This is a genomic window from Streptococcus mitis, from assembly GCF_047462815.1.
GTDB lineage: Bacteria > Bacillota > Bacilli > Lactobacillales > Streptococcaceae > Streptococcus > Streptococcus mitis_DO.
Genome location: NZ_JASHFB010000012.1, coordinates 1 through 23,692 on the forward strand (window position 1 = coordinate 1; position 23,692 = coordinate 23,692).

Annotated in this window: 21 protein-coding genes; 6 read left to right on the forward strand and 15 right to left on the reverse strand. The window is 42.5% G+C overall.

Going from position 1 to position 23,692, the window contains the following annotated elements; translation table 11 throughout:
• A partial coding sequence (locus tag QM865_RS07275) for an accessory Sec-dependent serine-rich glycoprotein adhesin (protein ID WP_414306353.1) occupies positions 1-5,678 on the reverse strand: 5,678 nt, incomplete at its 3' end.
• A gap of 814 nt (positions 5,679-6,492) precedes the next feature.
• Complete coding sequence (locus QM865_RS07280; protein ID WP_414306354.1) at positions 6,493-8,037, reverse strand: peptide chain release factor 3; 1,545 nt, start codon at positions 8,035-8,037, stop codon at positions 6,493-6,495.
• Between the two features lie 212 nt (positions 8,038-8,249).
• On the opposite strand from QM865_RS07280, the gene gatC reads away from it, so the two are divergent.
• The 6 genes from gatC (at position 8,250) to nusB (ending at position 12,981) form a co-directional block, all read left to right on the forward strand.
• Positions 8,250-8,552, forward strand: a complete 303-nt coding sequence (gene gatC, locus QM865_RS07285; RefSeq protein WP_000705424.1) for an Asp-tRNA(Asn)/Glu-tRNA(Gln) amidotransferase subunit GatC — start codon at positions 8,250-8,252, stop codon at positions 8,550-8,552.
• Positions 8,552-10,018: an Asp-tRNA(Asn)/Glu-tRNA(Gln) amidotransferase subunit GatA gene (gene gatA, locus QM865_RS07290; protein WP_414306355.1), complete on the forward strand. Its 1,467-nt coding sequence runs from the start codon at positions 8,552-8,554 to the stop codon at positions 10,016-10,018. Before gatC ends, gatA begins: the two co-directional genes overlap by 1 nt.
• Positions 10,018-11,460 (forward strand): Asp-tRNA(Asn)/Glu-tRNA(Gln) amidotransferase subunit GatB, encoded by a 1,443-nt coding sequence (gene gatB / locus QM865_RS07295; protein WP_050261420.1) that lies wholly within the window; start codon positions 10,018-10,020, stop codon positions 11,458-11,460. Before gatA ends, gatB begins: the two co-directional genes overlap by 1 nt.
• Positions 11,461-11,591: 131 nt before the next feature.
• Positions 11,592-12,152, forward strand: a complete 561-nt coding sequence (gene efp, locus QM865_RS07300; RefSeq protein ID WP_000568643.1) for an elongation factor P — start codon at positions 11,592-11,594, stop codon at positions 12,150-12,152.
• 21 nt (positions 12,153-12,173) lie between these two features.
• On the forward strand, positions 12,174-12,563 hold the full coding sequence (locus tag QM865_RS07305) for an Asp23/Gls24 family envelope stress response protein (RefSeq protein ID WP_000536306.1): 390 nt from the start codon (positions 12,174-12,176) through the stop codon (positions 12,561-12,563).
• Entirely contained in the window at positions 12,556-12,981 is a 426-nt protein-coding gene (gene nusB, locus QM865_RS07310; protein WP_000203638.1) for a transcription antitermination factor NusB, read from the forward strand. The genes QM865_RS07305 and nusB overlap by 8 nt, the downstream gene beginning before the upstream one ends.
• 114 nt (positions 12,982-13,095) lie before the next feature.
• Here the strand turns inward: nusB and QM865_RS07315 are convergent, their stop codons facing one another.
• The 13 genes from QM865_RS07315 to QM865_RS07375 all read right to left on the reverse strand — a co-directional run bounded on the left by QM865_RS07315 (position 13,096) and on the right by QM865_RS07375 (position 23,645).
• Positions 13,096-13,863 (reverse strand): acetyl-CoA carboxylase carboxyl transferase subunit alpha, encoded by a 768-nt coding sequence (locus tag QM865_RS07315; protein ID WP_023945571.1) that lies wholly within the window; start codon positions 13,861-13,863, stop codon positions 13,096-13,098.
• Positions 13,860-14,726: an acetyl-CoA carboxylase, carboxyltransferase subunit beta gene (accD, locus tag QM865_RS07320; RefSeq protein ID WP_001173362.1), complete on the reverse strand. Its 867-nt coding sequence runs from the start codon at positions 14,724-14,726 to the stop codon at positions 13,860-13,862. Before accD ends, QM865_RS07315 begins: the two co-directional genes overlap by 4 nt.
• A gap of 36 nt (positions 14,727-14,762) precedes the next feature.
• Complete coding sequence (gene accC, locus QM865_RS07325) at positions 14,763-16,130, reverse strand: acetyl-CoA carboxylase biotin carboxylase subunit (RefSeq protein ID WP_172934073.1); 1,368 nt, start codon at positions 16,128-16,130, stop codon at positions 14,763-14,765.
• A gap of 11 nt (positions 16,131-16,141) precedes the next feature.
• Positions 16,142-16,564, reverse strand: coding sequence for a 3-hydroxyacyl-ACP dehydratase FabZ (gene fabZ, locus QM865_RS07330; protein ID WP_000565515.1), 423 nt, complete (start codon positions 16,562-16,564; stop codon positions 16,142-16,144).
• Positions 16,561-17,034 carry an acetyl-CoA carboxylase biotin carboxyl carrier protein gene (accB, locus tag QM865_RS07335; RefSeq protein WP_115904873.1) on the reverse strand — a complete coding sequence of 158 codons (474 nt, stop codon included), beginning with the start codon at positions 17,032-17,034 and terminating at the stop codon, positions 16,561-16,563. The genes fabZ and accB overlap by 4 nt, the downstream gene beginning before the upstream one ends.
• A 2-nt stretch (positions 17,035-17,036) precedes the next feature.
• Complete coding sequence (fabF, locus tag QM865_RS07340; protein WP_050252378.1) at positions 17,037-18,272, reverse strand: beta-ketoacyl-ACP synthase II; 1,236 nt, start codon at positions 18,270-18,272, stop codon at positions 17,037-17,039.
• Between the two features lie 21 nt (positions 18,273-18,293).
• Entirely contained in the window at positions 18,294-19,025 is a 732-nt protein-coding gene (gene fabG, locus QM865_RS07345; protein ID WP_414306356.1) for a 3-oxoacyl-[acyl-carrier-protein] reductase, read from the reverse strand.
• A gap of 40 nt (positions 19,026-19,065) precedes the next feature.
• On the reverse strand, positions 19,066-19,989 hold the full coding sequence (gene fabD, locus QM865_RS07350) for an ACP S-malonyltransferase (protein ID WP_261814179.1): 924 nt from the start codon (positions 19,987-19,989) through the stop codon (positions 19,066-19,068).
• On the reverse strand, positions 19,982-20,956 hold the full coding sequence (gene fabK / locus QM865_RS07355; RefSeq protein ID WP_023945583.1) for an enoyl-[acyl-carrier-protein] reductase FabK: 975 nt from the start codon (positions 20,954-20,956) through the stop codon (positions 19,982-19,984). Before fabK ends, fabD begins: the two co-directional genes overlap by 8 nt.
• A 117-nt stretch (positions 20,957-21,073) precedes the next feature.
• The gene (locus QM865_RS07360; protein ID WP_000257838.1) at positions 21,074-21,298 is read right to left on the reverse strand and encodes an acyl carrier protein; all 225 of its coding nucleotides are present in this window, start codon (positions 21,296-21,298) and stop codon (positions 21,074-21,076) included.
• Between the two features lie 59 nt (positions 21,299-21,357).
• Complete coding sequence (locus QM865_RS07365) at positions 21,358-22,332, reverse strand: ketoacyl-ACP synthase III (protein WP_261028011.1); 975 nt, start codon at positions 22,330-22,332, stop codon at positions 21,358-21,360.
• Positions 22,332-22,766 carry a MarR family winged helix-turn-helix transcriptional regulator gene (locus QM865_RS07370; RefSeq protein WP_000386356.1) on the reverse strand — a complete coding sequence of 145 codons (435 nt, stop codon included), beginning with the start codon at positions 22,764-22,766 and terminating at the stop codon, positions 22,332-22,334. The genes QM865_RS07365 and QM865_RS07370 overlap by 1 nt, the downstream gene beginning before the upstream one ends.
• Positions 22,767-22,859: 93 nt before the next feature.
• Positions 22,860-23,645 (reverse strand): enoyl-CoA hydratase, encoded by a 786-nt coding sequence (locus tag QM865_RS07375; protein ID WP_414306357.1) that lies wholly within the window; start codon positions 23,643-23,645, stop codon positions 22,860-22,862.
• Positions 23,646-23,692 lie beyond the last annotated feature (47 nt).

Sequence of the window (23,692 nt, forward strand, 5' to 3'; positions counted from 1 at the left end):
GCTGACGCACTTGCTGATGTACTTGCGCTCGTTGAAGCTGACGTACTTGCTGATGTGCTAGCCGATGTGCTTGCACTTGTTGATGCTGATGTACTTGTTGATGCTGATGTACTTGCTGATGTGCTTGCACTTGTTGAAGCTGATGTACTTGCTGAGGTACTTGCGCTTGTTGAAGCTGATGTACTTGCCGATGTACTTGCACTTGTTGATGCTGATGTGCTTGCGCTTGTTGAAGCGGATGTACTTGCTGAAGTGCTTGCGCTTGTTGATGCTGATGTGCTAGCCGATGTACTTGCACTTGTTGATGCTGACGTGCTAGCCGATGTACTTGCACTTGTTGATGCTGACGTACTTGCTGATGTACTTGCTGACGTACTTGCGCTTGTTGATGCTGACGTACTTGCTGATGTGCTTGCACTTGTTGATGCCGATGTACTTGCGCTTGTTGATGCCGATGTACTTGCTGACGTACTTGCGCTTGTTGAGGCTGACGTACTTGCTGACGTGCTAGCCGATGTACTTGCTGATGTGCTTGCGCTTGTTGAGGCTGATGTGCTAGCCGATGTACTTACGCTTGTTGAGGCTGACGTACTTGCACTTGTTGAAGCTGACGTACTTGCCGATGCACTTGCACTTGTTGAAGCTGATGTGCTTGCGCTCGTTGAAGCTGAAGTGCTTGCTGACGTACTTACGCTTGTTGAAGCTGATGTACTTGCACTTGTCGATGCCGACTTAGACGCGCTCGTTGAGGCACTTTGGCTAGCGCTTGTCGATGCCGACTTAGATGCGCTCGTTGAGACACTTTGGCTAGCACTTGTCGATGCTGACTTAGATGTGCTCGTTGAGGCAGACTGCGATCTATACTCTGAATCATCTACCGTAATAGTAACTGGAACTTCATCTGTCGAACCATCTGGATAAGTTACTATAACTGTGCGTGTTAATTTACCATTTGTAACAGGTGAATTTTCACCATCTTTCCATTTATAAGTCGTTCTTGCACCTGGCGTTGTACCTTCAGCTGGCCAGTCAGATTTATTAGAAATATAAGTCTCTGGTGATCCCAAATTTGGAACAGATCCATTTGAAGTCACCTTCACTGTATGATTCGTTGCTCTCGGATCGTACTTATCTGACTGCTTACGGAACTCAATCTGGATATAGGCGTTATTTGTAGGGTTGTTGGCATCGTTATTGTTCGTTAAATTAGATTGGTCATAACCAGTAATATAACGGGTCCAGCTATTCTTATCAGGGTTGTTATTAATTTCCTGTTTTCCACCTACATATCCCGAAATAGTTATTGTATACGGATTAGCCTCTGTGGCATTGCCGTCTTGTCCCAATTTCTTAGATTTATCGGTAAAGTTAATATCTGTTCCTTTAGCAGGAACGCTGATTCGCGCTTGAGGTCTCACCTCAAATGAATTTGGAGTATCAGCGCTTACAGTAGTTCTATCATCTACCTTAATCTTGTCCAATCGACCATGGTCATCAGTCAAGTTCACATCCACACTAAATCTTTCTTCACGATAAACAACTATCTTATGCGGATTAGCGCGGTCGATTTCTGCATTACTAGGAGTTAAGTTTTTAATTGTTGGTCGCTCATTGACTGTAGCCGACTGTGGAATTGGAGTACTACGTGTTTCATCATTGTAGACAATCGTTGCTGTACCATCTGGCTGGACTTCAATGTCCTTGATACGGTGATCTGCTTTATCATTTTTAGCATAGATGGCATTCTTGACAGCAGTCTTTTCCTCTGCGGTCAAGCTGTTTTTATTTTCAACAGTTGTCAATTCAGGATTTGTCACTTTAAGACGATCCTTGAGCTGACCTTGAGTAACACGAACATTCCCAAGTCTTCCGATTAGACTTGAATTGTTTTCTTGGTCTGTAGCAACAGCATTTCGTTGCCATGTATTACCTGAATTATATTGTAAATCATCTTTTAAATGTGCGTTTACAGTAATATGAGCAGGGGTGTTCTCAGAAGCATTGATATTACCACTATTTAGATAATCGACTGAACCTCTACCATATTCATCACCTGTCCCACTATCTCCTTGGAAGAAGTTAGTTGTTAAAGCTGATCGGTTGGCATCTGCTTTTGCGACAATCTTAAACTCTTTTAGTTTTCCACTATTATCAGATGCTGTGAAATCAACTGTGAAATCATCACCTGCATATACAATGTATTCTGCACCACGTTGAGGATTTTGTGTTGGAGTTAACACCTTACCATCTCGACTTACTGTCACTCCCACTTTTGGACGTTCTTCAACCGTATCTACTTGTTGAAGGGTATTAACTGTTAAGTCATTATAGGTAATTGTTGCTGTACCATTACTTGAAACATCGATCGATTTGATGCGATGAGTATTTTGATTATTTTGAGCAAAAATGGCATTTTTGATAGCTTCTCTTTCTGATTCTATCAAAGCATTTTTATCACCAACAAGTACTTTAGATGGTTTGACAACAGGTAAACGATCCTTGAGCTGACCTTGAGTAATACGAACATTCCCAAGTCTTCCGATTAGACTTGAATTGTTTTCTTGGTCTGTAGCAACAGCATTTCGTTGCCATGTATTACCTGAATTATATTGTAAATCATCTTTTAAATGTGCGTTTACAGTAATATGAGCAGGGGTGTTCTCAGAAGCATTGATATTACCACTATTTAGATAATCGACTGAACCTCTACCATATTCATCACCTGTCCCACTATCTCCTTGGAAGAAGTTAGTTGTTAAAGCTGATCGGTTGGCATCTGCTTTTGCGACAATCTTAAACTCTTTTAGTTTTCCACTATTATCAGATGCTGTGAAATCAACTGTGAAATCATCACCTGCATATACAATGTATTCTGCACCACGTTGAGGATTTTGTGTTGGAGTTAACACCTTACCATCTCGACTTACTGTCACTCCCACTTTTGGACGTTCTTCAACCGTATCTACTTGTTGAAGGGTATTAACTGTTAAGTCATTATAGGTAATTGTTGCTGTACCATTACTTGAAACATCGATCGATTTGATGCGATGAGTATCTTGATTATTTTGAGCAAAAATGGCATTTTTGATAGCTTCTCTTTCTGATTCTATCAAAGCATTCTTATCACCAACGAGTACTTTAGATGGTTTGACAACAGGTAAACGATCCTTGAGTGCCCCTTGAGCAACTCCAAACCAAGAACTAGTTGTAGAATTATCTGTAGGATCGACTGCTTTAACTACACGAGAAAATATATTACCAGACGCCCATTGCATGTTCTTATTTACAGTAACATTTACTGTCTTTGTAACTGGAGCAGTACTTACACTTGTAATATTATCTACCGCACCAGTCCCCCATTTAGTAGAGTTACCTTCAAAGAAATCGTCTAGAGGAATCAATGTCCCATTTGGACCTTGTTTATTCAAGGTCAATTCCTTCAATTTTCCAGAGTTGTCATCACCAGTAAAAGTAATCTGAATTTGATCTCCAGCATAAAAAATAGAACGCCCAGCACTGTCTGTTTTAGGTGCTTGATTATTCACTTTGACAGTGTAAGCAGCAGTTGGCGCAACTCCATCTTTCACATCCGCTTGAACTGTATCAACAGTATTATCACGATAAGTAAGGGTGATAAGACCTGTACCAGATACCGTAATTTCTTTACGACCTTCAGAACCTTTCGCGTAGTCAGCACTCGAGAGAATATCAGCATTTTTGCTCTTGAAGTTAGCTAGGATTTGTTCTTTCTCAGTTTTACTCAAAGATGCAGGGTTGTTAACTGCAACAGCATCTCCACTGACAGGATTGTTACGCTCATTGAAACCTTTGATAGTGACAACAATATCTTTATTATACTGTTTACCGTTAGTACCAACTGCACCAATTTTATAAAAATATTTTTTTCCAACTGTTGCAGAAGCAGTTCCGTTTCCAACAGTTCCTTCAAGCGCAGCTGTTATATTTTGGTAATTACCACGCACGCCTTTGTTGTAGCCATTAACATCCACACCAGGGATAGGGTCAGCACCTATCTTATCCCACATAGCTATATTAGTTCCAGGATTTGCTCTGGATATTCTGATGACATTTGCAATGCGATCATCATTAAACACCGTCATATTCTCGTCATCAACTGTTATAGTTGGTGCATCAGAAACCGCTCTTGGTTGAGCACTTCTGTCACTTCCACGACTACCAGTTGGAACAGTTGAACTTATTGAACCGCTATAATTTCCAGAAGTATCCGCACTTGTAAACGGTTGACTGCTTGTAGCAACTCTTGCGTTCAAGCTAGCAGCTTTCGACTGCTTATTTACAGTGGCATGAACCTCAAGCGTTGCCTCTAGGTTTCTTTGTTCATCATGGCGTATATCATAGACATACTCATTTCTTGAACCACCACGTTTATCCATTGGTTGTCCATTAAAGGTCACACGATTAATCGTCGTATTGGAATCTACATCCGCAATAAGCCCTACATGATGCAAGGCATTGTTAGCGTGCATATTAATACGCCAAACAACTTCATGAGTATTGGGGTTATAATTAGTAGACGCAATTGAGGCTGTCGTACCATGACTAGAGAATGATGCTCTAGGAGAAGCGCCCCTCTCTATCGCTTGTCCATTACGGCCATCACGCGCACCTGAATTGACTCTCAACACAGCATTAGCAATGGAATTACGAGCAGAGGTTGCTAGTTTTACAGTTTCTGTCAAATCTGCCTTAGGATTAGCAAGGGCTGCCTCGATAGCAGTCACCGCAGCATTCACTTTTGCTATAGCTGCATCACTATTAGGTAGACCAGCCGCTTTTGCTAGGTACTCACCCATTTCAGCTGAGAGTTTTGCTAGCTTCTTACGATTTTCATCCTGTTGTTTAGCTGAAACTTCCGATGTTGCTATGGCACCAGCAGTCACTCCCACCAAACTTGTTAATTCTGCATTTCTAGCTGTCAAAGATGTCTCTGACTTAGCTGCATCCAATACAGGGGCGGAAAAATTAGAATTCGACAACCCTTGATTCGCAATCGATGCAGATTCTGATTGTCCAGAAGTTTCAACACTAGTAGCGCTAGTAGCAGCCGAACTACCCCCAGAATTAACCATCAACTGACTAGAACTTACAGAAGTACTTGCTGACACACTAGCTGAAGTTGAAGCACTTGTCGACGCGCTAACAGAAACCGAAGTACTTGCTGACATACTTGCAGAGGCACTAACACTCACTGATTGGCTAGTAGAGGTAGATGCTGAGGTAGATACACTCTCGCTTTCTGAGTGTGATAAACTTACCGAATTTTCTGAATTTTTTTGCGATGCCGACCCGAGAACAACTGTATCATTGGCAACTAGAACATCCGATGACTCTAATGTCTTTTCAAGGGCAACTGCATCATTGGCATGAACAGTAGTTTGTGTTGCCACTGCTCCGCCTAATACAGCTCCTGTAGCTGCCAGCCCCCTTATGATATCGAGGCCTGTAATCGTATTGCTCGTTTGGTTTTCAACCACTTCGGTCATAACTTGAGTAGTGTCAACACTACCACGGAAAACCTTGAACAAACCAAATAAAGAGGTTGAAGCCCGCAGCCAATGCTTACCGGATTTCACCAACTTATAGCGGGTCACACGATCAGTTTCACGATATTGACCCTCTTGACGTCTGAAAAACATTTATTTTTTCCTCCAAAAAAGTACTACATTAGTTAGCTTAATGCAATCTTTTCTTATTATACACGAATCGTTATATTAAGTCAACTTATTTTGTAGTGTATTTTGCTAAAAAAAAAAAGCATTTTCTGCTTGATTTTTCATGGAGGTTCCATTGACAACTACAGTTAATATACTATCAAACCGAATCCCTCATTGACTGGGCTATAAAAAAGAGAAATCCATTATTTTTGCCGACGAATGCGTGATGCTTATCTAAAATCAAAAAGAGCATCATTTTTCTTCGCATAGACATATATATTGTATGTTATTCAAGGAACCCTTCGCTACTTTCATTAAAATTAAGAGATAGTAAATTTCAAAATATATAGTTTAACTAGGATATTTTTTGAGCAGGCTGGCAAGAAAAAAGGTTTACTTTGATTTTAATTGACTATTAGAAAGTCAAGTAGCTAGACTCACTAACCCTTACAAAAAATTCCACAATGCCATAACATTCGCAGGATTTTCTTAATAAGAAATTTAGATAAAGCACTATAGTAGTTACTGATTCAAGACCAAGACATCAAACTTGGCAAGTCAACTTGCAATTCGCCACAAGGAAAAAGCCCAAGAATTGATAGCATTCCTGGACTTTTCTTATTAATGGCGTGTAGATAAAATTACACAGCGCTTACCCATCTACACAAAGTTAGTAAAGCAGGTCGCTAGACAGCTTTCTAATCGTTACGACGGAAAGTTTTACGAAGCGATATCATTCGCGGACTCTGCCTAGCGAAGCGTTTAGGTAAACCGGTTGTTAAATTACGACACTGAGTTACATTTTTTCTTCCAACTCTACATCTGGATACTTATCCGCAAACCAACGGAGGGCAAAGTCATTTTCAAAGAGGAATACTGGTTGGTCGAAACGGTCTTTAGCCAAGATATTGCGACTTGATGACATCCGTTCATCCAAGTCCTCAGGCTTGATCCAACGAACAGTCTTTTTACCCATTGGACTCATGACTACTTCTGCATTGTACTCGCCCTCCATACGGTGTTTAAAGACTTCAAACTGGAGTTGACCAACAGCGCCTAGCATGTACTCGCCAGTTTGGTAATTCTTATAGAGCTGAATGGCTCCTTCTTGCACCAATTGCTCAATCCCCTTGTGGAAGGATTTTTGCTTCATGACATTCTTAGCAGAAACTTTCATAAAAATCTCAGGAGTAAAGGTTGGTAGCGGTTCAAATTCAAACTTGTTTTTCCCAACCGTCAAGGTATCCCCAACCTGATAAGTGCCTGTATCGTAAACCCCGATGATATCACCTGCCACGGCATTGGTTACATTTTCGCGACTTTCCGCCATAAACTGGGTAACATTCGATAGTTTGGCACCCTTACCAGTACGAGGTAGATTGACGCTCATTCCACGCTCAAATTCGCCTGATACGATACGGACAAAGGCAATACGGTCACGGTGACGAGGGTCCATGTTGGCTTGGATTTTAAAGACAAATCCTGAGAAATCCTTGTCATAAGGATCCACAATTTCGCCATCTATTTTCTTGTGCCCATGTGGTTCTGGAGCAAACTTGAGGAAGGTTTCAAGGAAGGTCTGAACACCAAAGTTAGTAAGAGCCGAACCAAAGAAGACAGGTGTCAATTCTCCAGCAAGGATAGCTTCCTCTGAAAACTCATTTCCAGCTTCATTTAAAAGTTCAATATCATCCTTGACTTGCTCATAGAAAGGATTGTTGCCAAAAAGCTTGTCCCCATCTTCTAAACTGGCAAAACGCTCATCCCCTTTATAGAGCTCCAAGCGTTGGTTATAGAGGTCATACAAGCCTTCAAAAGCTTTCCCCATCCCGATTGGCCAGTTCATTGGGTAGCTAGCAATGCCCAAAACTTCTTCCAATTCTTGCAAGAGGTCCAGTGGCTCACGTCCGTCACGGTCCAGCTTGTTCATAAAGGTAAAAACTGGAATACCTCGGTGTTTCACAACCTCAAATAATTTCTTAGTTTGGGCCTCGATACCCTTGGCAGAGTCCACGACCATGACCGCAGCATCCACCGCCATCAAGGTACGATAGGTATCTTCTGAGAAGTCCTCATGCCCTGGCGTGTCGAGGATGTTGACGCGCTTACCATCGTAGTCAAACTGCATAACAGATGAGGTCACCGAAATCCCACGTTGCTTCTCGATATCCATCCAGTCAGACTTAGCAAAAGTCCCTGTTTTCTTTCCTTTAACCGTACCAGCTTCACGAATCTCACCCCCAAAGTAGAGCAACTGCTCAGTAATAGTAGTTTTTCCCGCGTCAGGGTGGGAGATGATGGCAAAAGTACGACGTTTCTTAATTTCTTCTTGAATATTCATAAGTTCTCTTTCTTTGATTCTCTATTTTTCTTGTTTCGATATCTAAGAATGATTTTTACATTGGATTTTACCATTCCTTTCAACACTCCATTATATCGAATTTTAGCATTTTTTTCAATTTCTATTTCTTTTCACTTCCCCCTCCCTTATTTATAGGAAAATATGGTAAAATAGAACAGACTAAAAATCATCATTTCACGAAAGGATGCAAGATGAAAATTACGCAAGAAGAGGTAACACACGTTGCCAATCTTTCAAAATTAAGATTCTCTGAAGAAGAAACTGCTGCCTTTGCGACTACCTTGTCCAAGATTGTTGACATGGTTGAATTGCTGGGCGAAGTTGACACAACTGGTGTCGCACCAACTACAACTATGGCTGACCGCAAAACTGTACTCCGCCCTGATGTGGCCGAAGAAGGAACAAACCGTGATCGCTTGTTTAAAAACGTACCTGAAAAAGACAACTACTATATCAAGGTACCAGCTATCCTAGACGATGGAGGAGATGCCTAATGACTTTCAACAATAAAACCATTGAAGACTTGCACAATCTCCTTGTTTCTAAGGAAATTTCAGCAACAGAATTGACACAAGCTACGCTTGATGATATCCAATCTCGCGAGACAGCTATCAACGCTTTCGTCACCATCGCTGAAGACCAGGCTCTTGCGCAAGCTAAAGCCATTGATGAAGCTGGAATCGATGCTGACAATGTCCTTTCAGGAATTCCACTTGCTGTTAAGGATAACATCTCTACAGACGGCATCCTCACAACTGCTGCCTCAAAAATGCTCTACAACTATGAGCCTATCTTTGATGCAACAGCTGTTGCCAATGCAAAAGCCAAGGGCATGATTGTTGTCGGAAAGACCAACATGGACGAATTTGCCATGGGTGGTTCAGGTGAGACTTCTCACTATGGGGCCACTAAAAATGCTTGGGATCAAGGCAAAGTTCCTGGTGGCTCATCAAGTGGTTCAGCCGCAGCTGTAGCCTCAGGGCAAGTCCGCTTGTCACTTGGTTCTGATACTGGTGGTTCCATCCGCCAACCTGCTGCCTTCAATGGGATCGTTGGTCTCAAACCAACCTACGGAACAGTTTCACGTTTCGGTCTCATTGCCTTTGGTAGCTCATTAGACCAAATCGGACCTTTCGCACCAACTGTTAAGGAAAATGCTCTCTTGCTCAACGCTATTGCCAGCGAAGATGCTAAAGACTCTACTTCTGCTCCTGTCCGCATCGCCGACTTTACTTCAAAAATCGGCCAAGACATCAAGGGAATGAAAATCGCTTTACCTAAAGAATATCTTGGCCAAGGGATTGACCCAGAGGTTAAGGAAACCATTCTGAATGCTGCTAAGCACTTTGAAAAATTGGGTGCTATCGTTGAAGAAGTTAGCCTTCCTCACTCAAAATACGGTGTTGCCGTTTACTACATCATCGCTTCATCAGAAGCTTCATCAAACTTGCAACGTTTTGATGGTATCCGTTACGGCTACCGCGCAGAAGATGCAAGCAACCTTGATGAAATCTACGTAAATAGCCGTAGCCAAGGTTTTGGTGAAGAAGTGAAACGTCGTATCATGCTAGGTACTTTCAGCCTTTCATCAGGTTACTACGATGCCTACTACAAGAAAGCTGGTCAGGTCCGTACCCTCATCATCCAAGATTTCGAAAAAGTCTTTGCGAATTACGATTTGATTTTGGGTCCAACTGCTCCAAGTGTTGCCTATGACTTGGATTCTCTCAACCACGATCCAGTTGCTATGTACTTAGCTGACCTCTTGACCATCCCAGTCAACTTAGCTGGTCTCCCAGGGATTTCGATTCCTGCTGGATTCTCTCAAGGTCTACCTGTTGGTCTGCAATTGATTGGTCCTAAGTACTCTGAGGAAACCATTTACCAAGCTGCTGCTGCTTTTGAAGCAACAACAGACTACCACAAACAACAACCCGTGATTTTTGGAGGTGATAACTAATGAACTTTGAAACAGTCATTGGACTTGAAGTCCACGTAGAGCTCAACACCAATTCAAAAATCTTCTCACCTACTTCTGCCCACTTTGGAAATGACCAAAATGCCAACACCAACGTGATTGACTGGTCTTTCCCAGGAGTTCTACCCGTTCTCAATAAAGGGGTTGTCGATGCTGGTATCAAGGCAGCTCTTGCCCTCAACATGGACATCCACAAAAAGATGCACTTTGACCGCAAGAACTACTTCTATCCTGACAATCCAAAAGCTTACCAAATTTCTCAGTTTGATGAGCCAATTGGTTATAACGGATGGATTGAAGTTGAGCTAGAAGATGGTACGACTAAGAAAATCGGTATCGAACGTGCTCACCTAGAGGAAGACGCTGGTAAAAATACCCACGGTACAGACGGCTACTCTTATGTTGACCTCAATCGCCAAGGGGTGCCATTGATCGAGATTGTATCTGAAGCTGATATGCGTTCGCCTGAAGAAGCCTATGCTTACCTAACTGCCCTCAAGGAAGTTATCCAGTACGCTGGTATTTCTGACGTTAAGATGGAAGAAGGTTCCATGCGTGTGGATGCCAACATCTCCCTTCGTCCTTATGGTCAAGAAAAATTCGGTACCAAGACAGAGTTGAAGAACCTCAACTCCTTCTCAAACGTTCGCAAAGGTCTTGAATACGAAGTCCAACGCCAGGCTGAAATCCTTCGCTCAGGCGGTCAAATTCGCCAAGAAACACGCCGTTACGATGAAGCTAATAAAGCAACCATCCTCATGCGTGTCAAGGAAGGGGCTGCAGACTACCGCTACTTCCCAGAACCAGACCTACCACTCTTTGAAATCTCAGACGAGTGGATTGAGGAAATGCGTACTGAATTGCCAGAGTTTCCAAAGGAACGCCGTGCACGTTATGTATCTGACCTTGGCTTGTCAGACTACGATGCTAGCCAGTTGACTGCAAATAAAGTCACTTCTGATTTTTTTGAAAAAGCTGTTGCCCTCGGTGGCGATGCCAAACAAGTCTCTAACTGGCTCCAAGGCGAAGTCGCTCAGTTCTTGAACGCTGAAGGAAAAACACTTGAACAAATCAAATTGACACCAGAAAACTTGGTTGAAATGATTGCCATTATCGAAGACGGCACTATCTCTTCTAAGATTGCTAAGAAAGTCTTTGTCCACCTAGCTAAGAACGGTGGTGGAGCGCGTGAATACGTGGAAAAAGCTGGCATGGTCCAAATCTCAGATCCAGCTGTTTTGATTCCAATTATCCACCAAGTCTTTGCGGACAATGAAGCCGCAGTTGCCGACTTCAAGTCAGGCAAACGTAACGCAGACAAGGCCTTCACAGGATTCCTTATGAAAGCAACCAAAGGCCAAGCCAACCCACAAGTAGCCCTTAAACTCCTTGCACAAGAATTAGCGAAGTTGAAAGAAGATTAATATGTAAAAGAAACCAGCCCTGAGGTTGGTTTTTTTCTCCCCTACCATCTCCCAATAACTATTTTGGCTTTATTTCCAGAAGATTTTATGGTAAAATGAAGAGTAATAATATTTATTAAAGAGGTAAAAACATGATTGAAGCAAGCAAATTGAAAGCTGGTATGACATTTGAAACTGCAGACGGAAAATTAATCCGCGTTTTGGAAGCTAGCCACCACAAACCAGGTAAAGGAAACACGATCATGCGTATGAAATTGCGTGATGTCCGTACTGGTTCTACATTTGATACAAGCTACCGTCCAGAAGAAAAATTCGAACAAGCTATTATCGAAACTGTTCCAGCTCAATACTTGTACAAAATGGATGAAACTGCCTACTTCATGAACACTGAAACTTATGACCAATACGAAATCCCAGTCGTAAACGTTGAAAATGAATTGCTTTACATCCTTGAAAACTCAGATGTAAAAATCCAATTCTACGGAACTGAAGTAATCGGTGTAACTGTACCAACTACTGTTGAATTGACAGTTGCTGAAACACAACCATCTATCAAGGGTGCTACTGTTACAGGTTCTGGTAAACCAGCAACTATGGAAACTGGACTTGTTGTCAACGTTCCTGACTTCATCGAAGCTGGACAAAAATTGATCATCAACACTGCAGAAGGAACTTACGTTTCTCGTGCCTAATCTCTAGAAAGAGGTCATTCTATGGGAACTGAAGAACAATTTGGCGAAATCGTTATCGCTCCACGTGTACTTGAAAAAATCATTGCCATCGCAACTGCTAAAGTTGATGGTGTCCATTCATTTTCAAATAAATCCGTATCTGATACCCTATCAAAACTCTCTCTTGGTCGTGGCGTCTACTTAAAAGAAAGCAACGAAGAACTAACTGCTGACATCTACCTCTATCTTGAGTACGGTGTGAAAGTACCAAAAGTTGCTCTTGCTATTCAAAAAGCGGTCAAAGATGCTGTCCATGATATGGCTGATGTGGAACTTGCTGCTGTCAATATCCATGTTACAGGAATTGTTCCAGACAAAACACCTAAACCAGAGTTGAAAGATCTATTTAACGAGGACTTCCTCAATGACTAGTCCATTATTAGAATCTAGACGCGAACTTCGTAAATGTGCTTTTCAAGCTCTTATGAGCCTTGAATTCGGCACAGATATGGAGACAGCTTGTCACTTTGCCTACACACATGACCGTGAAGATGCAGATGTGCAAATCCCTGCCTTTCTTCTGAACTTGGTTTCTGGTGTTCAAGCTCAAAAAGACGAGTTGGATAAACAAATCAACCAGCACCTCAAGTCAGGCTGGACAGTTGAACGCTTGACCTTGGTCGAAAAAAACTTACTACGCTTGGGTATCTTTGAAATTACATCATTTGATACACCTCAGCTGGTAGCAGTCAATGAAGCTATTGAACTTGCCAAGAATTTTTCAGATCAAAAATCAGCCCGCTTTATCAACGGACTGCTTAGTCAATTTGTAACTGAAGAAAATGAATAATCAAAAAGGTGTTTGGTCTTCCAAGCACTTTTTGACTTTCCTCTCTGCACAGATTAAGAAGCACATAAAAACTAGAACTGACTGCCAGTTCTAGTTTTTATGTATTCTGAGGTATTAGTATTTTCTAAATCGTTGGTAACGTTCTTCCAACAACTCTTCTAGCAGTTTTTGTGAAAGTAAAGCTAGTTCAGTTTGGAGTTCTTTTTTAACACTCTTAATCAGTTCTTTACTAGAAAGTCCTGCTTCAGAAATCACCTTGTCCACCACGTTCATTTCTAGCAATTCATGTGAAGTGATTTTCATCAACTCTGCTGCTTCCATGGCACGAGTTCCGTCCTTCCATAGAATGGAAGCAAAGCCTTCTGGGCTGAGAATGGCATAGATAGAATTTTCCAGCATCCAAACACGGTCTGCGACTGCTAGAGCCAGAGCCCCACCTGAACCACCTTCACCTATAATGATGGCGATAATCGGAACTTTCAGGTCACTCATTTCCATGAGATTGCGAGCGATAGCTTCTCCCTGTCCACGTTCTTCCGCGCCGACACCAGGATAGGCACCTGCAGTATTGATAAAGGTCACAACTGGACGACCAAACTTTTCAGCCTGTTTCATCAAACGTAGGGCCTTGCGGTAGCCTTCTGGATGTGGTTGACCAAAATTCCGCTTGAGGTTATCTTGTAAACTCTTGCCTTTTTGGATACCAACCACTGTTACAGCTTGGTCTCCAAGCCATCCGATACCACCAACAACTGCACCATCGTCACGAAAAGAACGGTCACCGTGTAATTGGATAAAGTCATCAAAAATGCCTGTCGCAAAGTCCAAGGTTGTCAAGCGACTCTGCTCACGCGCTTCTCTGACTATTTTTGCAATATTCATCTTGGACTCCCTCCGTGCAATCTAACTAGGCTAGCAATCGTATCTGGTAAGTCTCTTCTTTTGACAATAGCATCCACAAAGCCATGTTCCAATAAGAATTCTGCCTTTTGGAAATCCTCAGGTAAGCTTTCACGAACCGTATTTTCAATCACACGACGCCCAGCAAAACCAACCAAACTTTGTGGTTCAGCTAAAATGATATCGCCTTCCATAGCGAAGGAAGCTGTTACACCACCTGTCGTTGGATCTGTCAAAATGGTTAGGTAAAAGAGACCAGCATTTGAATGCCGTTTAACCGCTGCAGAAATCTTGGCCATCTGCATGAGACTCATGATCCCTTCCTGCATACGGGCTCCACCAGAGGCTGTGAAGAGAACAACTGGCAACTGTTCAACAGTCGCATACTCAAACAAGCGAGTGATTTTCTCACCTACAACTGTACCCATAGAAGCCATGATAAAGTTGGAATCCATAATACCAAGAGCCACAGTCTGACCTTTAATAAGAGCAGTTCCTGTCACAACGGCTTCATCCAGACCTGTTTTTTCACGCATAGTTGCTAGTTTCTTTTGATAACCAGGGAAATGCAAGGGATCCTTGCTTTCAATCCCTGTAAACAATTCCTTGAAGGTTCCCATATCAATCGTCAAAGCCAAGCGTTCTTGGGCAGAAATACGAAAGGTATAGCTACAATGTGGACAGATACGCTCACTTCCCAGATCCTTCTGATAAATGGTATACTTACAGCCTGGACACTGGGAGAATAATTCATCTGGAACCTCTGGCTTGGCTTGAGGTTTTTCCCTAACCGAACGATTGGGATTGATTCGAATATACTTATCTTTTTTACTAAATAGAGCCATTGATTCCCCTTTTCGGTTTAAACTCTTGAAGTCATTTTATTCTTTTTCTTGATATTTAGGTAAGAAGGTTTCCATCAAGAAGGAAGTATCATAATCCCCAGCAATGACATTGCGATCTGAAATGAGGTCAAGCTGGAAATCTGCATTGGTCTGCACCCCTTCAATCTCTAATTCATAGAGGGCACGTTGCATTTTCATCAAGGCATCAAAACGATTTTCACCGTGAACGATGATTTTGGCAATCATACTGTCATAATAAGGTGGAATGGTATAGCCTGGATAAACTGCTGAATCCACGCGCAAGCCAACTCCACCACTTGGCAGATAGAGATTGGTGATCTTACCTGGACTTGGAGCAAAGTTGAAGGCTGGATTTTCTGCATTGATCCGACACTCGATGGCATGGCCACGTAGGACAATATCTTCTTGCTTAACAGACAAAGGCTGACCTGCCGCAATGCGAATCTGTTCCTTAACGATATCCACACCTGAAACAAATTCTGTTACTGGATGCTCTACCTGAACACGAGTATTCATTTCCATGAAATAGAATTTGCCACTTGCTTCATCAAGAAGAAACTCAATAGTCCCTGCATTCTCATAGCCAACAGACTCTGCAGCTCGAACAGCAGCAGCACCGATTTCATGACGCAGCGTTTTTCCGATTGCAATCGAAGGACTTTCTTCCAAAACCTTTTGATTATTCCGTTGAAGAGAACAATCTCGTTCCCCCAAGTGAATCACATTCCCATGCTCGTCTCCTAGGATTTGAACCTCAATGTGACGAGCTGGATAAATAACCCGTTCTATGTACATGGCACCATTGCCATAATTGGCCTTGGCTTCACTAGAGGCAGTTTCAAAGGCTGAAACGAGGTCTTCTGGTTTTTCAACCTTACGAATCCCTTTACCACCTCCACCTGCTGAAGCCTTGAGCATAACAGGGTAGCCAATTTTTTCAGCAACAATCAAGGCCTCCTCAGAGTTATGCACTTCTCCATCTGAACCTGGAATAACAGGCACACCAGCCTTAATCATCTGAGCACGCGCATTGATTTTGTCTCCCATCATATCCATGACATGACCAGATGGACCGATAAACTTAATCCCCACCTCTTCACACATGGTTGCAAATTTGGAATTTTCACTGAGAAATCCGAAACCGGGGTGAATAGCTTCTGCCTCAGTCAAGACTGCAGCTGATAGAACCGCATTGATATTGAGATAAGACTCTGTTGCCTTGCCAGGTCCGATACAAACAGCTTCATCTGCCAAAAGCGTATGAAGGGCTTCCTTATCAGCAGTTGAATAAACCGCCACCGTCGCAATCCCCAATTCACGCGCCGCACGGATAATACGAACCGCAATTTCACCACGATTGGCAATTAAAATTTTTCGAAACATGGAGAACCTCCTTAGTTCCCTATTGCAAAGGTAAGAGTACCACTGGCTGCAAGCTTGCCATCCACTTCAGCCTTTGCTTCAACCACGGCAATGGTACCACGGCGTTTTACAAAAGTCGCTGTCATAACCAATTGGTCGCCTGGTACAACTTGCTTCTTAAATTTAACCTTGTCCATACCAGCGTAAAAGACCAGTTTCCCTTTATTTTCAGGTTTTGATAACTCCAAGACACCAGCTGTTTGCGCCAAGGCTTCCATAATCAGAACACCTGGCATGACAGGGTATTGAGGAAAATGACCGTTGAAGAAGGGCTCATTGATGGTTACATTTTTGATGGCAACAATGGTATCCTCGCTCACTTCCAAGACACGATCTACTAGGAGCATGGGATAACGGTGGGGTAGAGCTTCTTTGATTCCTTGAATATCGATCATTTGATACGTACCAATCCTTTACCAAACTCAACCATTTCTTCGTTAGAAACGAGAATTTCCGTTACCACACCATCCTTAGGTGCTGGAATTTCATTCATGACTTTCATGGCTTCGATAATGACCAGTGTTTGACCCTTTTTAACAGTATCACCAACTGTGACGAAGGCAGGTTTGTCAGGACCAGCAGCCAAGTAAGCCACCCCAACAAGTGGACTCTCTACAACATCTCCCTCAGCAGCCACACTTGCTTCAGCTGGCGCCGAAGTTTCTTCCACTACAGTCTCTGCTGGAGCAGATGTAGGAGCTACTGGACTTGGTGTTGCTAGAACGGGCGCTGGAGCGACTTCAGACACCAGTCTCGCTTCATTCTTGCTAAACTGCAACTCATCCGTCCCATTCTTATAAGAAAATTCTCTCAAACTTGACTGGTCAAATTGGGCCATCAAGTCTTTAATATCGTTTAAATTCATACTTATTTATTCTCCCAACGTTTGAAAGCAAGAACTGCATTGTGCCCACCAAAACCAAAAGTATTTGAAATGGCGTATGGAATTTCTTGCTCCAAGCCTTGTCCATAAACGACATTGGCTTCGATATAATCTGATACTTCACTTGTTCCAGCTGTCATTGGTACAAAGTTATGACGCATGGCTTCAATTGTGACGATAGCTTCTACCGCACCTGCAGCTCCCAGCAAATGTCCTGTGAAAGACTTGGTTGATGATACAGGTACTTCCTTACCAAGAACAGCTACGATCGCACCACTTTCTCCTTTTTCATTAGCAGGAGTTGACGTTCCGTGAGCATTGACATAGGCTACTTGCTCTGGAGAAATCTCAGCTTCTTCCAAGGCTAGTTTGATGGCCTTGATAGCTCCCTGACCTTCTGGATGTGGTGAAGTCATGTGGTAGGCATCACAAGTATTTCCGTAACCAACCACTTCAGCAAGGATAGTAGCCCCACGTTTTTCAGCGTGTTCCAGACTTTCAAGAACCAACATCCCAGAACCTTCACCCATGACAAACCCATTACGGTCCTTATCAAATGGAATGGAAGCACGAGTTGGGTCCTCTGTAGTTGAGAGAGCTGTCAGGGCTTGGAAACCAGCAATAGCAAAAGGTGTGATAGAGGCTTCTGAACCACCTACCAACATAACATCTTGGAAACCAAACTTAATTGAGCGGAAAGCATCCCCAATCGCATCATTTGATGAAGCGCAGGCAGTATTGATGGATTTACAAACACCGTTTGCTCCAAAACGCATAGCAACATTTCCTGAAGCCATATTTGGCAAGGCTTTTGGAAGGGTCAATGGTTTCACACGTTTTGGTCCTTTGTCATTTAGGCGAAGCACTTGATCTTCAATTTCTTTGATTCCACCAATACCAGAGGCCACGATAACACCAAAACGATCTTTATCAAGAGCCTCTACATCAAGACCTGCATGATTGACAGCTTCTTGAGCTGCGTACAAGGCATACAAAGAATAGTTATCAAAACGGTTGGTATCTTTCTTAACAAAGTATTTATCAAAAGGAAAATCTTGGATTTCTGCTGCATTATGCACATCAAAGTCACTATGATCAAATTTTGTAATTGGTCCAATTCCGATTTTTCCAGTTGTCAAACTATTCCAAAATTCTTCTGGTGTATTTCCGATTGGAGATGTCACTCCATAACCTGTTACTACTACGCGATTTAGTTTCATCTTTTTTACCTCTAGATTCTGCTACATACTGAGGCCGCCATCAATGGCAACCACTTGACCAGTTAGATAATCTTGGCCTGCTAAAAATACTGTCAAATCTGCAACCTGCTCTGCCTGCCCAAATGCTTTCATAGGAATTTGCGCCAGCATAGCATCTTTTACCTTGTCCGATAGAACTGCTGTCATATTGGACTCAATCATTCCAGGTGCAATAGCATTAACTCTGATATTGCGATTGGCCACTTCACGCGCCACAGACTTGGTAAAACCAATCAAACCAGCCTTAGAAGCTGCATAGTTAGCTTGACCGATATTTCCCATCAAACCAACAACACTAGACATATTAATGATAGCACCTTCTCTGGCTTTCATCATCGGTTTCAAGACTGATTGTGTCATGTTAAAGGCACCGGTCAAGTTAACCTTGAGAACTTTTTCAAAATCCGCTTCTGTCATCTTGAGCATCAGGGTATCTTGGGTAATCCCTGCATTGTTGACCAAAACGTCTACTGAACCTAGCTCTGCAATAGCTTGATCAACCATACGCTTAGCGTCTGCAAAATCCGACACGTCTCCTGAAATGGGAACTACCTTGACACCATAGTCTGCAAACTCGGCTAGCAAGTCCTCTGAAATTGCCCCACGGCTGTTTAAGACAATGTTGGCTCCTGCTTGAGCAAACTTATGGGCAATGGCAAGACCAATACCACGACTCGAACCTGTAATAAAGATATTTTTATTTTTTAGTTGCATTCTTTTCTCCTGTTTCCTCTTGTATTTATGGGAGAAGGGATTACTTGTTTCCCAATAGGGCTTCCAAGCTAGCCTGATCTTCGACATTGGCTAGTTTAGCCGTTTTATCAATTTTTTTGACAAAGCCTGACAAGACTTTCCCCGGTCCAATCTCGATAAAGTTGGTTACGCCTGCTTCTTGCATAACTGCAATACTTTCGTAGAAACGAACTGGCTCCTTGACCTGACGCATCAAGAGTTGAGCAATGTCTTCTTTTTGCATAACTGCAGCTTCTGTATTGCCGACTAGGGGACAAGTGAAATCTGAAAAACTTACTTGAGCTAGAGTTTCAGCTAGTTTCTGACTAGCAGGCTCAAGGAGAGCGGTATGAAAAGGTCCTGAAACCTTGAGAGGAATCAAGCGTTTGGCACCTGCTTCCTGCAAGAGTTCAACAGCTCGATCAACTGCAACCACTTCTCCACCAATCACGATTTGTGCAGGTGTATTATAGTTGGCTGGGGTAACCACTCCAAGTTCAGAAGCTTTTTGACAGGCTTCTTCAGTAACCTCTACTGGCGTATTGAGAACTGCTACCATCTTGCCAGAGCCAGCAGGAGCCGCTTCTTCCATATAGACGCCACGCTTAGCTACCAAAACAACCGCTTCTTCAAAATCCAAGGCGCCGCTAGCCACCAAGGCAGAGTATTCTCCAAGGGACAAACCAGCAACCATATCAGGCTGATAGCCCTTTTCTTGCAATAATCGGTAAATAGCAACTGAAGTTGCTAAAATAGCTGGTTGCGTATAGCGAGTCTGATTGAGTTTTTCTTCTTCCCTATCAATGAGATAACGCAAATCATAACCGAGTACCTGACTCGCTTGATCAATCGTTTCTTTGACAATAGGGTAGTGATCGTAGAGATCCCGTCCCATACCTAGATACTGGGCACCTTGACCAGCAAATAAAAAGGCCGTTTTAGTCATTTCTTACAACTCCTGCCCAACGAGAGGCTTCTTCTTGAATTTTCTTAGCTGCTCCGTAATACAAATCTTTTAGGATTTCTTCAACGGTTTCTTCTTTGGAAACAAGCCCTGCAATTTGACCTGCCATAACAGATCCACCATCCACATCTCCGTGAACAACCGCTTTGGCTAGAGCGCCCGCTCCCATTTGTTCAAAGATTTCCAAATCAGGATTTTCTTGTTTAAAGGCATCTTTCTCAGCTTTTTCAAAATCACGAGTCAACTGATTTTTAATCGCACGAACAGCATGGCCAAAGTGTTGTGCTGAAATCGTAGTATCAATATCTCTAGCTTTTAAAATTTTCGCCTTATAATTTGGATGGGCATTAGACTCTTTTGCAACGACAAAGCGAGTTCCAACCTGAACAGCCTCTGCCCCTAGCATAAATCCAGCCGCAGCACCTTCACCATCCGCAATCCCTCCTGCAGCAATAACAGGAATAGATACAGCTGCCACCACTTGACGCACCAAGGTCATTGTTGTTAATTTACCGATATGTCCCCCAGCTTCCATTCCTTCTGCAATGACAGCATCCGCACCGATTTTTTCCATGCGTTTAGCTAGGGCAACACTTGGTACAACAGGAATAACTGTAATACCAGCTTCGTGAAAGCGTTCCATGTATTTACCTGGATTTCCTGCCCCTGTTGTCACTACCTTAACACCTTCCTCTATAACGAGATCTACAATATCTTCCACAAAAGGAGACAAGAGCATGATGTTGACACCAAAGGGTTTATCCGTTAACGATTTGATCTTGTCAATATTTGCCTTGACAACTTCTTTCGGGGCATTTCCCCCACCGATAATGCCTAGTCCTCCAGCCTTGGAAACAGCCCCTGCCAAATCACCATCAGCAACCCAAGCCATTCCTCCTTGAAAAATAGGATAATCAATGTTCAATAATTCTGTAATACGCGTTTTCATAGTGCCTCCATCGTTTCTTGCTTACGTAATAGTTCGATACTGTCATAATTTGAAAATCAAACTATTACCTAAACAAGAGGGAGCGGGTTTCCCTACTCCTTCTATCTTATATTCTGCTTATTTTGTTTGCTCTTCAACGTAGGCAACCAAGTCACCAACTGTTTTCAAGTCATCTTCTGCTTCGATTTGGATATCAAAAGCATCTTCAATTTCGGAGATTACTTGGAACAAATCCAATGAATCTGCGTCCAAGTCATCAAAAGTTGATTCAAGTGTTACTTCTGATGCGTCTTTTCCAAGTTCTTCAACGATAATTTCTTGTACTTTTTCAAATACTGCCATGATAGGACTCCTTTAAAATAAATAGTTTTTTTATAACAATGTGTTCACCACATGATTACCTAAATTGTAAGAATGAGCGTGCCCCATGTCAAGCCTCCACCGAAGCCTGATAGTAGAACAGTCTGGCTACCATCTAAACGGATGAGGCCTTGTTCTACACACTCTGAAAGTAAAATCGGGATACTGGCTGCACTGGTGTTCCCATATTCCATCATATTGGCCGGAAGTTTGGCTCGGTCGACACCAATTTTTTTAGCCATCTTATCCAAAATACGGTCATTAGCCTGATGAAGTAGCAGATAATCCAAGTTTGTCGCCTCTATAGGAGATTCATCAATAGTCTGCTTGATAGACTTGGCTACGTCCCGAATAGCAAAATCAAAGACCGCGCGCCCATCCATCTTCAAAAATGAATCTGCATTTTCTTGATCTGAAAACGGAGAATGCAAGCCTGAATGTCCATAAGTTAGACACTCGCTACGACTCCCATCACTATTGAGACTCTCAGCCAAAAAATGCTCTTTCTCGCTAGCTTCTAGCAAGACTCCACCAGCACCATCTCCAAACAAAACAGCTGTTGATCGGTCTGACCAATCGACTGCTTTAGAGAGGGTCTCACTACCAATCACCAAGCCTTTTTGAAAGCGACCAGAAGCGATAAACTTTTCAGCAGTTGAAAGAGCAAATACAAATCCACTGCAAGCCGCTGTTAGGTCAAAAGCAAAGGCCTTATTAGCACCAATATTAGCTTGAACACGAGCAGCTGTAGAGGGCATCATCGAATCTGGAGTAATGGTAGCTAGGATGATAAAATCCAACTCCTCTCCTGTGATTCCAGCTTTTGCCATCAGTTTCTTGGCAACTTCTGTAGCCAAATCACTAGTAGATTCTGTTCTTGAAATATGCCTTTGTCGTATTCCCGTCCGACTTGAAATCCACTCATCATTGGTATCCATAATCTGAGCCAAATCATGATTTGTAACCACTTGCTCTGGCACATAATGAGCAACCTGGCTTATTTTTGCAAAAGCCATTATCTCAAATCCTCCAAAAATTGATAAAGATTGGTCAAACCTTTGCTCATAACCTCCATCTCTTGCTTACTCATACCATCAATGATTTTTTCAACCATAGCCTTGTGGAAGCGTTTATGTAGTCTATGAACCAAGCGACCTTTCTTTGTCAAATGCAGATGCACTACACGTCGATCATGTTCTGAACGAATGCGTTCAATGTAACCCTTGCGTTCGAGATTATTCAAACTAGTCGTAACTGTCCCAAGAGTCACCATCAACTCTTTTGACACTTGACTTGGTGTCACATCTGGAACTTTTCCAATCACATCAATCGTATGCATTTCTTTGATGGAGATATCCTTGAAACGACTACCCCTCAAGCTAACTTCCTCAATAACGAGGACATTGTTAAATATAGACGTTAAATATTCATTAATTCGTTGGTAGTCCAATCTTTCCTTCCCTCCTTTTCAAAAAAACTTTTAGAATCAAAACATTTGACAAAAGAATTATATCAAAGTTCAAAGAATGGTGCAAGTATTTTTTTATTTTCCAGTAAATTTCGGTCTTCTTCTCTCCGAATAAGCCCGAACTCCCTCTTTGAAATCTTCTGTCTGTGCTAAGGATTCCTGTAGATTCAATTCTAAAGCAGCATAATCCTGCCAATCTTTGAATTGGCTCTCCCAGACCAACTTCTTGATGGCTGCATAGGAATTAGCTGCCCCGCGGCTCAATTTTTTAAGAAGCTGTTCTCTCGTCTTTTCAAGTTTATCAGCTTCACAGACGCGGTAAACCAGCCCCCATTCTAAAGCTTTTTCTGCGGTCAGAGCCTCACCTGTCATAGCTAATTGAGCAGCACGCGTCACACCAATACTGCGACTCAAAAGATGAATTCCTCCTGCATCCGGAGCCAAACCAACGCCAACAAAGGCTTGGATAAACTTAGCCTTATCCGTTGCAAGACAGAAATCTGCTGCTACAGCCATATTGGCTGCGGCACCTGCAACAGCTCCATCAACCTCCATCAAGACAGGTTTAGCAATTTGCTTGATTTTATAAGAAATCGTATTGACCAATTCTGCGATTTTCGTTAATGATGGAATATCATCATCATCCACTGCCCGCTTCATCTCTACCAAATCTCCCCCAACGGAGAAGACTTTCCCATTGGCGTTGATCAAGATAAAATGCACAGCCGGATCCTCTTCTGCCAGAGTCAAGGCTTCTAAAATCTCCTCACACATGGGGATATGGAAACCATTAGCGACCTCAGGACGGTTTAAGGTAAGGATTGCCAAATCCTCTTCAAGCTGATAAATAATGTGTTCCATCAGGACTCCTTTTTATTTTATAAGTATTTAAAATTATTTTATTATCA